Here is a 10,955-nt window from a genome sequence, read left to right on the forward strand (position 1 = left end):
CACCCGGTGACGCGCCAACCCGTCAGATCAGGTTGTCCTCCACCGGCAGTCCGAACGCCGCCCGGCCGTAGAGCGCCAACGCGCGCTCGGGTTCGTTGGCAACGTGAACGCTGCCCGCATGAACGTCACGCCACGCACGCTCGATCGGGTTTCCGCGAGAGAGGGAGTTCCCGCCTGCCGTCTTGAAAAGCATGTCGATCGCTTCCACCGAGCGTTCCGTCGCACGAACCTGATCACGACGCGCACGCAGCCTCATCGAGAGTGGGAGCTCCTGACCGGCCACAGCAAGTTCGTACATCTCCCGGATATTGCGATCCATCTGCAAAATCGCAGCATCGATCTCCGACGACGCACGTGCGACGGCGACCTGAGCGAACTGATCCTCGCTGAACCGTCCACCACCCAAACTCAGACGGACGCGCTCACGCATCACGTCCAGGTACCCCTCGTAACAACCGGCGACGATGCCCACACACGGCGCGGCAACCGTCGAGGTGAAGATGCTCCCGAACGGAAGTTTGTACAGCGGGCCAGGATTGACCGCTTGGCCAGGCCCACGCAGTTGTGCGGTCTCGTAGTTGCGCTTCAATCGGTGCTCGGGAACGAAGGCCTTCTCGACCACGATCTCGTTGCTCGCGGTGCCCCGCATACCCACGACATCCCACACGTCACGGATTTCGTAATCGGTGCGCGGCACCAACACCGTCATGAAATCGACGGGACGACCATCCATGCCGACCACCATCGCTCCCAGCAACGCCCAACTCGCGTGGTCGCAACCGGAGGAGAAACCCCACTGGCCCGATAGCTCGTAGCCTCCGTCCACCGCCGTCAGTCGACCGACCGGCGCATAGGCGGACGAAATGAGCGTCGTCTGATCCTCTCCCCACACGTCGGCCTGCGCTCGGTCGTCGAAAAGTGCAAGATGCCACGGGTGCACCCCCACCACCGACGCGACCCAACCGGTCGAGCCGCAGGCAGCCGAGATGGCCCTGACCACTTCGTAGAACTGAACCGGGTCGCTCTCGGCACCTCCGTATCTTTTCGGCGCCAGCATGGAGAAGACGCCGGCTTCGGACAGCTCCCGGATGGTCCGTTCGGAGATCTTGCGCGAATCGTCGACCTTCTGAGCGCGGGCCGCGATCTTCGGGAGCAGATCACGGACTGAACTCAGAACCTTGTTGACCATGGGAGACACTCCTCGCACCGAACCGTGAGGGAGCGGATCGGCAGATAGACATAACGGCTGCCCCGTCACGATATGTCGGTCACGCGTTCCGGTGATCGGAAGTCCCGGAGGCCGGGATCAGCCGCCGGATCCTCGCGCTCGCCGCTGGTCCCGGCCAGTGAGACGAGACCCCAGAGGCAATTCACGCTCCCCTAGCGTCGGGCGTCGACACTGCCCCTGGAAAGGACGGGACTCATCGTGACGATCACTCAGTCCGACAACGACGAGGTTCGCGAGATCCAAGCTGGAACCGCGCCTACACGCTTTGCGCGTGGATGGCACTGCATTGGACTCACGGAGTCCTTCAAGGACGGCCAGCCGCACTCCATCGAGGCGTTCGGCACCAAACTGGTCGTCTTCGCCGACAGTGAAGGCAACGTCAAGATCCTCGACGCGTACTGCCGTCACATGGGTGGCGACTTGAGCCAGGGCACCATCAAGGGCGACGCCATTGCCTGTCCGTTCCACGATTGGCGCTGGGGCGGCAACGGCAAGTGCCAGAAGATTCCGTACGCACGCCGCGTCCCCCCGCTGGCCAAGACGCGCGCCTGGCAAACCCTCGACCAGGACGGCATGCTCTTCGTCTGGCACGACCCCGAGGGCAACCCGCCGACCGACGACGTGGCTATCCCCCGCATCGAAGGCGCGCTCAGCGACGAGTGGAGCGACTGGGTCTGGTACACCACGACCGTCGACACCAACTGCCGCGAAATCGTCGACAACATCGTCGACATGGCGCACTTCTTCTACGTGCACTACTCCTTCCCGACGTACTTCAAGAACGTCTTCGAAGGCCACGCCGCAACGCAGTACATGCGCGGCGTCGCTCGCTCGGACATGCGTCCCCACGCAGCAGGCACCCCGAAGATGGTCGGCAGCAACTCGGTTGCCACGTACTTCGGCCCCTCCTTCATGGTCGACGACCTGACCTACGAGTACGAGGACTACAACGTCGACTCTGTGCTCATCAACTGCCACTACCCGGTCAGCGCTGACAAGTTCGTGCTCCAGTACGGCATCATCGTCAAGAAGTCGGATCGCTTCCAGGGTGAAGCCGCCGACGCGATGGCCGCGAACTTCGGCACGTTCATCGCCAAGGGCTTCGAGCAGGACGTCGAGATCTGGAAGAACAAGACTCGCATCGAGAACCCGCTCCTGTGCGAAGAAGACGGCCCGGTCTACCAGCTCCGTCGCTGGTACGAACAGTTCTACGTCGATGTCGCGGACATCGCTCCCGAGATGACCGAGCGCTTCGAATTCGAACTCGACACCGCGCGACCCGTCGCAGCCTGGCAGAAGGAAGTCGAAGACAACCTCGCTGCAAAGAAGGCAGACGAAGATGCAGCCTCTTCAGTGCGCTGAGTGCAAGGCTCAGGTCCTGGTCCAGAAGAACAGTTGGGAACACACCACCGTTCAGTGGAGTGACCAGGCCCGCGCCCAGTGCCTCGAAATCGCCGACGACCGTGAATTCGGGCAGCGAGAGGGACGACCCGGTGCCCCTCGCAAGCAGTGCGGCGCCTTGATCGCGTCCATCGTGAACGCTGCAACAGCGGGCGAACTCGAGATCCTCAACGACGAGCCGGTGCCTCAGCCGATCGTCGACGACAGCGAACCCGTACCGACTCCGTTTCACTAGTCAAGCCAACATCTTTCGAAGAAGGTAGTAATGATCGATCCTCAGTACTACGGCCCGTGGGCAGTCATCGCCGGCGGTTCAGAAGGTGTCGGCGCAGGGTTCGCCGACGAGCTCAGCAAGATCGGCATCAACCTCGTTCTCATCGCCCGCAAGCCGGGCCCGCTCGAGGAGACCGCGGCCAAGGCCCGCGCCAACGGCGTCGAAGTACGCACTCTCGCATTGGATCTGCTCGTTCCGGACGCGCTCGATCAGATCAAGGCTGTCACCGACGACGTCGAGGTTGGTCTCCTCATTTTCAACGCCGGCGCCAACAGCTACGGCCACGAGTTCGTCACCGGAGATCTGACGGGATTTGCCGGAGTCATCGAGCTGAACATCAACAAGCAGCTCGAACTCTCGCACCACTTCGGCGGATTGATGAAGGATCGCGGACGCGGCGGCATCATGCTGCTCGGTTCGCTGGCCGGATTCATGGGCTCCGAGCACCAGAGCATCTACGCGGCGTCCAAGGCATTCGGGCGCATCTTCGCCGAAAGCCTGTGGCTCGAACTCCAGCCGTACGGCGTTCACGTCGTCGAGTTCATTCTCGGTGTCACTCGCACACCCGCTATGATTCGCGCGGGACTGAACTTCGACATCCCGGGCATGAACGTCGCAGAGCCCGAAGATGTTGCACGTGAAGGTCTCGAACACCTTGCCGACGGCCCGATCTGGGTGGCTGCAGGAAACTACGAAGGCGCCAAGAAGCGCAGTGGCTTCCCCCGAGACAAGATGGTCAAGGGTGCTGCCGAAGCGATGCGCAAGCTGCTCAACCGCTGACATCTGCTGTGCGCCTTTATTAACCCCCCGACGTTAAGAAAGGCGCACAGCATGAGCATCGACATCACCACTCTTCTCGACGAACGCGAGATCACCCGCTCCATCTTCGAGTTCGCCCGAGCCATGGATGCGCGAGAGTGGGATGAACTCCACCGGATCATGACGCCGGACGCTACGGCAGAATTGGGCACCGGAACTCTGCGCGGACCCGCCGAGGTAGTGGCGTCCATCCGCTCGTTCCTCGACGAGTGCGGTCCCACCCAACATCTGATCGGAAACGTGCTGGTCGAGGTGGTCGGCGATCTCGCCACCAGCCGCTCCTATGTCAGCGACATGCATGTGGGCACCGGGAGCAAGGCTCACCTGAACTTCTTCACCCTCGGCGACTACCACGACTCATGGGCGCGGATCGACGGAAAGTGGCGAATGACGCACCGCACCAAGCATTCACACGCCAGTCAGGGATCCATCGAGGTTCTGGGCGCCGGCCCCAGCGGTTGGCGGAGCTGATTCAGCTCAACATCGACGAACGGCCGGTCGCGAGCGGACTCTTGCTGGTGAGTCCGCCGTCGACCACCAGGGTCTGCCCCGTCATGTAGCGAGATTCGTCCGAAGCCAGGTAGACCATGGCATGCGCGATGTCTTCGGGTTCGCCGAGGTAAGGCAGGGCGTTTGCCTGCTTCATGCCGTCGATGACATCAGCGGGGATGTTGTCCACGAGAGCGGGTGTCATGATCGCGCCCGGCGCTACGGCATTGCACCGAACACCGTTTGCTCCGTACTGGACTGCGATGTACTGCGTCAGACGAATGACTGCCGCTTTGGCGGATCCGTAGGCAGACTGCAGGGAATCCCCGATCAATCCACCTACCGAGGCCGTGTTGACGATCGATCCTCCACCGGCACTGTTCATGTGCGGAATGGCAAGTCGTGAAGCGACGACAGTGCTGCGGACGTTGAGCGACATCACGCGATCCCACTCGTCCAAGTCCATCCGGAGCAGGTCGAGATCCTTGCGCGGGTTACTACCGCCCACGTGATTACACAGGACGTTGATGCCGCCGAATTCGGTGACCGCCTTTTCGATCATCGCTGCCAGAGAGTCCTCGTTCATGACATCGACGCCGAAACCCACTGCATTGCCACCCGTCTCGCGAATCGCCACCGCCGCTTCCTCTGCACGCGCAGGATCGAGGTCGGCGACCAGCACCTTGGCGCCCTCTGCCGCCATGAGTTGTGCTGCTGCACGCCCGATTCCACTTGCGGCGCCTGTAATCACTACATTCTTGCCTTCGAGCCTGTTCATATCTGTTCCTTTCGCGGAGAATCGCCGTACCCGGATCTCACGTGCCCGGAGTTGACAGCTCGGCGATTGCCCGATCACTACCAGTCAACGCAGGATCGACAGCCTCGTCCAACTTTCTTGAATGAACTCACAAGTACGTGACCACGGCCCGCGCACCTGCTACACCGCCGAAATCGAGTGGCGACGGAAGACCTCACTGTGCTGAAGTGGCACTATGCAGAATTCTGTTCGACCGCTGTCCATCGACGACCTCGACCGTGCCGCCGAGGTTCTCGGCGAGGCGTTTGCCGACTACCCCTGGACGAACTGGTGCGTCGCCGAAGACTCCCACGTGGAACGCGTCGCGACTCTGCAACGGATCTACCTCGAACACCTGGCACTACCGTTCGGGCGTTCCTACATAGACGATTCCGGCAACGGCGTCATCGCAGTCCTGCCGCCGGACACTCCAGAGCCTGATGAAGCGACCGTCGAGAAGATCGTCGAACTGCACGGAGATCGGTTCGAGCGCGTTCTTCAGGCTGACGAACAACTGTCTGCGCTTCCCGTCCCCGACAACGCGTGGTCGTTGGCAACGATCGGTACGACGCCGCGCTCACGCGGAACCGGATTGGGTTCTGCGCTACTGAAACATGCTTTGGCGGAACTGGATCGAACCGAACAGAATTGCTGGCTCGATACGTCGACCGAACGAAATCTACCGCTGTACCAACGGTTCGGTTTCACGATCGTCGGCCAGACCTCGCTCCCCGACGGACCGGACGTATGGCGGATGCATCGACTTCAGGGCTGATTGTTCGACTTCAGCACTCGCCGAATCATTTTCGACAACGACGCGTATTGGGTGATCGTGTTGACGGCGATCCACCTCGAGACCGGCCACGTCCGGGTCCACGAGAAAACCCCGACCGACAGCAGTTGATCGTCGTCAAGGGCCTCGATGTAGTTGCGCAATATCGCAACAGCAGCTCCCAAGCGGTCACGAAGCTCCTGAGCCGGAATGTCGATGCTCGCGTCGACAACCGACTGGTTCAGTGCGGGTGTTTGCGTCCACTTGTAACCCGCCGCCGGCGTCTGCGGAGCCTCGTCTCGCAGCCCGGCACCTATCCACTCTGCGACGGCCTCTGCCCACCAGACACGCACAGCGAGTATGTCGTGCACCGTCCACGCGTCGACGGCAACGGCGTCGAACGCATCGGCCTCGGCGACGCCGTCGAGTAACGCTTCGAGTTTCGAATACGCCGAGTCCAGCTCGCTCACCAGTTCTTCGCGTGACCAGGTCTGCGCCACAATGCCTCCGAACGATCAGTGGAGAAGAAAGAAGCGGGACCATCTCGACTCGATGGCCCCGCCTTCAACTTTAACGTCCTCCCGGATTCAGTTCAGCTCACCCAAGAACCTTCCGAGGTTCTCGGCGATTTCCTTCGACCTGGTGTGGTGCAGGTAGTGGTCTCCGTCCAGCAAGATCACCTCTCCGTGATCGACGGAGGCTGCCTGCCCCTCGTGCAGCTCTGTCCAGCCCTGAACTTCTGAATTGTTCACGGCGAACAACAGAATCGGAAGATCGGCTGGGAACGTCTTGCCGATTGCTTCAGCGAAGTTACTGGAAAGATGATCCATCTCGTTGAGATAGGTATCGCTGAAGTTGTTCTTCGCAGTCAACTGTCGCATCTCGTCCTTTGCGGCGGGATCGAGGTACTCGTCCGAGGCTTCACCACCGACGACCTTGGACAGCAATTCCGCCAAGCCCAATTGCCTTCCAACTCGGAGTGCGTCGATCGGGAATTTGGTATCCATGTTCGGCTGCCCTGGAACACTGCTGTCGATACCCACGAATGCGGTGACCTCGTCACGGTACTTCGCGGTGTAGTCCAGCGCATAGAGACCAGTGATCGAGTGCCCCATGAGGATGTATTCGTCAATTCCCAGCGACTGTACTGCCGTATGAATCTCTTCGACGATGTTCGCAGTCGTGCGGTCCTTGTCCGTTCCGTCACTGTAGCCGTAACCGAAGGGCTCGATCGTGACGACGCGGTAGTCGGGTGCGAGCTCGTTGACAAGCGGTGTGAAGTCGAGAATCGGTGCGGACGTTCCGAACCCGGGTAACAGCACTATGGTCTGATCGCCGTTGCCGCGGATCGAGTAGCTCATGTTCTTTCCGTCGACGGACACGAACTGGTTGCCCGTCTCCCCGGCCGGAACGCTCGCTTTGCTGGAGCCGACATTGAATACGAGCGCTATCGATACCAGCACAACCAGAACTACGGACACCGAAGCAACCAGCTTCAGTGCAACGGTACGAATCTTCTTCATTCTCATCCTCATCTTCTCGGGCGTCGATACGGCTAGGAAAGGCTCGACATCGAGGCCGCGCTGGTCTCGTCGAGCACACGCAACACGTTGTTGCCCATCAGCTTTGCCAAGTCCTCCGCGGACCAACCGCGTTCCGCCAGACGGTCTATCAACACCGCGAAACCGGATACGTCCTGCATACCGTCCGGAAAGTCGTCGAACCCATCGTAGTCACTGCCCAAACCGATGTGGTCGATGCCCGCGACGTCTCGGGCATGCTCGACGTGGTCGGCGAGATGGTCCACTGTCATCGCCGGTCGTGGGCCGACTCGCCCGCCTTTGAACCACTCGTTGTACTCGGCAGAAAGGAACATGGGTACAAAGGCGATCATGATGACCCCGCCGTTGTCCGCGAGCAGTCGCATGACGTCGTCGGGAACATTACGGGGGTGACCGCATAGCTGAGAGCACGACGAATGGCTGAAAATCACCGGCGCCGACGACGTCTCGATGGCATCTCTCATCGTTTCCACCGAGACGTGCGACAGGTCGACGAGTACGCCGAGCCGATTCATTTCGCGCACGATCTCGCGACCGAAGTCGGTCAGCCCGCCGTGTACTCGAGTGTCCGTCGCGGAGTCCGCCCACCCGGTGTTGTCGTTGTGCGTCAGCGTCATGTACCGAAGACCAAGGCGCGCCATCATTCTCAGGACACCGAGCGAGCTGCCGATGCTGTGACCGCCCTCCGCGCCCAACAAGGACGCGACCTTGCCCTCGCTCCAGATGCGACGCACGTCGTCACCTGTACGCGCGAATTCGAAAGTATCCGGATATCGCTCGATCATCCGGTACACGTAGTCGATCTGTTCGAGTGTGTACTGAACCGCCTCTGGCTCCGTCCTGTCACACGGGGTGTAAACCGACCAGAACTGCGCACCGACGCCGCCGCGACCGAGTTTGTCGATGTCGGTTTGGAAGATGGAATCCTTCTCGAGATTCTCCACCGAGTATGCGGCAGTTTCGCGAGCCGTCCAGGCCAGATCGTTGTGACCGTCGATGACCGGCGCAAGGCCGTAAGCATCCAGTGCCGCGGGGTGATTCACGTCCGGAAAAGGAGCGAGAGGTTTCATCATGAGTTTTCCTCGAAAAGTAGTGCGGGCAGGTCGAGGGCCCTCATCGCCTTCGACCTGCCCGAGATTTCATTCAGCGGAGAGAATCATCTCGCCGCGACTAGTCGGAAATCTTCTTGAAAAGCCTTGTCATGTAGAGATATTGCTCGCCATCGATCGTGAGATGAGCCATCTCACCCGAAGCGCTCTCGTTACTGATCAAGAACCTGGAGGCGGACAGAGGTACGACCTTGGTGGGCGGAGCCGGCGGCTCGCCGTCGATCTCGACCTTGGCGAAGTTCTGCACCTGGAATCCGCCGTCCTCGCCGCGCGTGAGTTCGATTCGCACGGTTGTCGATTCATAGGTTCCGAGAATGTGCGACAGGTCGATGTCTTCCGCATTCGGCTCGGACTTCGGTTCCGGCAGAACGAGATCGAGCTCCTGGGCGATCTCCTTCTCGATGTCGTGGGCCAGGGCGCCGCCGCCACGCGAGTTGGTCACCACGGCCATGGCGAGACCGAGCTCGGGGAAGGTGTGAAAACGAGTGATCTGGCCGATCGTCGCACCACCGTGCTGCGCGGACGTCACGCCGCCCCAGTCGGACAGGATCCAGCCGAGGCCCCAGGCCTGATCGACGCTCGAGACCGCGGTCAGGTCGAATTGCGGAGTGCGCATCAGGCGCGCGGATTCTTCGGACAGAATGCGTTCACCCGTCAATGCGAGTCCGTCACGCATGTGTGCAGCACCGAAGGTCAGGAGCGAGCTGACCGATCCGGTGATGATCCCGGCCGGACCGATACCGCGCGGAAGCAGCCACTGCTTGGTCGGAATCACCTTGTCCGGCGACGTCCGATCCGGGTTGGCCACGTGGCCGACGGCCGTGCGGAACAGCGGCGCGTCCTTGGCCTTGGTGATGATGTGCGTCAATCCGAGTGGCTTCCAGAGATATTCGACCAACGCCTCGTCCCACGTCATCTCACGAAGGACCTCGACGATGCGGCCGGCAACGGCAAAACCCGCGTTGCTGTAACTCAGATGCCCGCCGGGCTCGGTGACGCTGATCGCGGTCGCGAGTTCGTCGACGTACTTCTCGACGCAGTCGTCACCGTCACCGGTGTCGTTGAACAGGTCTCCGTCGATACCGCTTGTGTGCGTGAGCAACTGGCGGATCGTGATTTCCTTCGTGTTGGAAGGATCCGCGATCGTGAACTCCGGAAGCACCTCCACCACCAGGGTGTCCAGCGTCAGCTTGCCCTCGTCGACGAGCTGCATGATCAGCGTCGTCGTCCAGATCTTGCTCGCGGATCCGTACTGGAACAGGGTGTCTGCGTCGACGTCAACGCGCGTGTTCAGGCTCGTCACTCCGGTGGTGATGACACGGATGTCCGCTGCGCCGTCTTCGCCCAGCGCGATCACACCGACCTGCGCGCCCGGTACCGAATGCTTGGCTGCCAGTTCGTCGAGGCGTTCCTGCCACTTCGGGGCGACAAGTAGGTCCTTGGGCAAGTCGGTCACAGGTCGAACTCCTTCGATCATGGAAGCGAGCGGCGTAGACGGCGTTGCTGGGATCCGCTCAGGTCTCACTCGTCGGGAAGTGAGGTTGCGGAAGCAATAACCGTCCACCCATGATCTCAGTGTGCTCGCAGTCACGTCCTGGTCGATTGCACCGAAGTCGGCCCCGAAAATGGTGCAATCCGACGAGCGAGTGTTCAGGATTCGCCATTCGAAACGATCAACGCTCGAAGGTTCCTTCCAAGCGATTGCGTGAACCCGGATGGATCAAGCGCGCCGCGCTGACCAATCCGTTAGCCGACCACGTGCGGCGGCGAATCAGCAGGCACGGTTCCCCGCGATCGATGCGTAACAGCTCGCATTCGTCCGGGCTACCCAACACCGCTTCCACGACATGCTCGCCGCGAACCAGAGGCGCAACGTCACTCAAGTAGTTGTTGGGGGTGATCGCGGTGAAGTCCTGGCGCAGATAGTCTGGCGCCTCGTTCGGATTCACGAATCGGTCTTCCACCTGAATCGGAGTTTCGTCCTCGAAGTGCACCATCAGCGAATGGAACACCCGTTTGCCCACCGATTCACGAAGGAACGTCTGCCCGTGGTCGGTTTCTTCCTCACGAACGAAGACGACCTCGGTTCGATGACGGTGGCCGCGGCGCTGAATCTCGTCGGCGATGTTCTTGACTTCGAACAGCGGGGACGCGGTCTTCGTGGCGGCGACAAAAGTACCGACCCCCATCATCCGCACGATCAGACCGTCGCTGGTGAGTTCGCGAAGCGCTCGATTGATCGTCATTCGTGACAACCCCAGCGCACTGACCAGTTGATTCTCCGAAGGCAGCTGATCGCCTTCGGTCCACCGACCCGAGTTGATCTGCGAGACCACGAGGTTCTTGACCCGTTCGTAGGCAGGGGCGGACTCGCCGCCTGCCTCGTTGAACAGCACGGCGAGTTCTGCGTCCACTTCGGCAATCGCCATCGCCACCACCCGTTCGTCGAAAACCACCGAGTCGGTTCTCCCGTTCGGCCTCCGAAGTCTATCCGCCTCGTGCACC

Annotated in this window: 12 protein-coding genes; 5 read left to right on the forward strand and 7 right to left on the reverse strand. The window is 61.1% G+C overall.

Annotated features, from left to right (window positions below):
- Window positions 1-22: 22 nt before the first annotated feature.
- Window positions 23-1,189: a 3-hydroxy-9,10-secoandrosta-1,3,5(10)-triene-9,17-dione monooxygenase oxygenase subunit gene (hsaA, locus tag GN300_RS05725; protein ID WP_003940567.1), complete on the reverse strand. Its 1,167-nt coding sequence runs from the start codon at window positions 1,187-1,189 to the stop codon at window positions 23-25.
- 237 nt (window positions 1,190-1,426) lie between these two features.
- Between hsaA and GN300_RS05730 the strand changes: the two genes are divergently transcribed.
- The 4 genes from GN300_RS05730 to GN300_RS05745 are packed head-to-tail and all read left to right on the forward strand — an operon-like array spanning window position 1,427 to window position 4,193.
- On the forward strand, window positions 1,427-2,590 hold the full coding sequence (locus GN300_RS05730) for a Rieske 2Fe-2S domain-containing protein (RefSeq protein WP_003940257.1): 1,164 nt from the start codon (window positions 1,427-1,429) through the stop codon (window positions 2,588-2,590).
- Window positions 2,568-2,864 carry a hypothetical protein gene (locus tag GN300_RS05735; protein ID WP_003940353.1) on the forward strand — a complete coding sequence of 99 codons (297 nt, stop codon included), beginning with the start codon at window positions 2,568-2,570 and terminating at the stop codon, window positions 2,862-2,864. Before GN300_RS05730 ends, GN300_RS05735 begins: the two co-directional genes overlap by 23 nt.
- A 30-nt stretch (window positions 2,865-2,894) precedes the next feature.
- The gene (locus GN300_RS05740) at window positions 2,895-3,683 is read left to right on the forward strand and encodes an SDR family oxidoreductase (protein ID WP_020909164.1); all 789 of its coding nucleotides are present in this window, start codon (window positions 2,895-2,897) and stop codon (window positions 3,681-3,683) included.
- Between the two features lie 51 nt (window positions 3,684-3,734).
- Complete coding sequence (locus tag GN300_RS05745) at window positions 3,735-4,193, forward strand: nuclear transport factor 2 family protein (protein WP_003940631.1); 459 nt, start codon at window positions 3,735-3,737, stop codon at window positions 4,191-4,193.
- Window position 4,194: 1 nt separating this feature from the next.
- Here the strand turns inward: GN300_RS05745 and GN300_RS05750 are convergent, their stop codons facing one another.
- Window positions 4,195-4,989, reverse strand: a complete 795-nt coding sequence (locus GN300_RS05750; RefSeq protein ID WP_042448434.1) for an SDR family NAD(P)-dependent oxidoreductase — start codon at window positions 4,987-4,989, stop codon at window positions 4,195-4,197.
- 214 nt (window positions 4,990-5,203) lie between these two features.
- Between GN300_RS05750 and GN300_RS05755 the strand changes: the two genes are divergently transcribed.
- Complete coding sequence (locus GN300_RS05755) at window positions 5,204-5,782, forward strand: GNAT family N-acetyltransferase (protein ID WP_058037659.1); 579 nt, start codon at window positions 5,204-5,206, stop codon at window positions 5,780-5,782.
- Here the strand turns inward: GN300_RS05755 and GN300_RS05760 are convergent.
- The 5 genes from GN300_RS05760 to hutC all read right to left on the reverse strand — a co-directional run bounded on the left by GN300_RS05760 (window position 5,773) and on the right by hutC (window position 10,879).
- The gene (locus GN300_RS05760; protein WP_063315769.1) at window positions 5,773-6,279 is read right to left on the reverse strand and encodes a ClbS/DfsB family four-helix bundle protein; all 507 of its coding nucleotides are present in this window, start codon (window positions 6,277-6,279) and stop codon (window positions 5,773-5,775) included. The two genes, GN300_RS05755 and GN300_RS05760, sit on opposite strands and share 10 nt — an antisense overlap.
- Window positions 6,280-6,366: 87 nt before the next feature.
- Window positions 6,367-7,302: an alpha/beta fold hydrolase gene (locus GN300_RS05765; protein WP_007732711.1), complete on the reverse strand. Its 936-nt coding sequence runs from the start codon at window positions 7,300-7,302 to the stop codon at window positions 6,367-6,369.
- Window positions 7,303-7,334: 32 nt separating this feature from the next.
- Window positions 7,335-8,414 (reverse strand): dipeptidase, encoded by a 1,080-nt coding sequence (locus GN300_RS05770; RefSeq protein WP_007732718.1) that lies wholly within the window; start codon window positions 8,412-8,414, stop codon window positions 7,335-7,337.
- Window positions 8,415-8,511: 97 nt separating this feature from the next.
- Entirely contained in the window at window positions 8,512-9,906 is a 1,395-nt protein-coding gene (locus tag GN300_RS05775; RefSeq protein WP_003940270.1) for a serine hydrolase, read from the reverse strand.
- 217 nt (window positions 9,907-10,123) lie between these two features.
- Window positions 10,124-10,879, reverse strand: a complete 756-nt coding sequence (hutC, locus tag GN300_RS05780; RefSeq protein WP_024487384.1) for a histidine utilization repressor — start codon at window positions 10,877-10,879, stop codon at window positions 10,124-10,126.
- Between the last annotated feature and the right edge of the window lie 76 nt (window positions 10,880-10,955).

It is taken from the genome of Rhodococcus sp. Ni2, from assembly GCF_021352185.1.
GTDB lineage: Bacteria > Actinomycetota > Actinomycetes > Mycobacteriales > Mycobacteriaceae > Rhodococcus_F > Rhodococcus_F qingshengii.

Bases quoted from the DNA above. Each gene is read 5' to 3' on its own strand.
- GN300_RS05755 (WP_058037659.1), top strand. From the start codon at position 5,204: ATGCAGAATTCTGTTCGACCGCTGTCCATCGACGACCTCGACCGTGCC.
- hutC (WP_024487384.1), bottom strand. From the start codon at position 10,879: ATGGCGATTGCCGAAGTGGACGCAGAACTCGCCGTGCTGTTCAACGAG.
- GN300_RS05750 (WP_042448434.1), bottom strand. From the start codon at position 4,989: ATGAACAGGCTCGAAGGCAAGAATGTAGTGATTACAGGCGCCGCAAGT.
- GN300_RS05770 (WP_007732718.1), bottom strand. From the start codon at position 8,414: ATGATGAAACCTCTCGCTCCTTTTCCGGACGTGAATCACCCCGCGGCA.
- hsaA (WP_003940567.1), bottom strand. From the start codon at position 1,189: ATGGTCAACAAGGTTCTGAGTTCAGTCCGTGATCTGCTCCCGAAGATC.
- GN300_RS05735 (WP_003940353.1), top strand. From the start codon at position 2,568: ATGCAGCCTCTTCAGTGCGCTGAGTGCAAGGCTCAGGTCCTGGTCCAG.
- GN300_RS05740 (WP_020909164.1), top strand. From the start codon at position 2,895: ATGATCGATCCTCAGTACTACGGCCCGTGGGCAGTCATCGCCGGCGGT.
- GN300_RS05765 (WP_007732711.1), bottom strand. From the start codon at position 7,302: ATGAAGAAGATTCGTACCGTTGCACTGAAGCTGGTTGCTTCGGTGTCC.
- GN300_RS05745 (WP_003940631.1), top strand. From the start codon at position 3,735: ATGAGCATCGACATCACCACTCTTCTCGACGAACGCGAGATCACCCGC.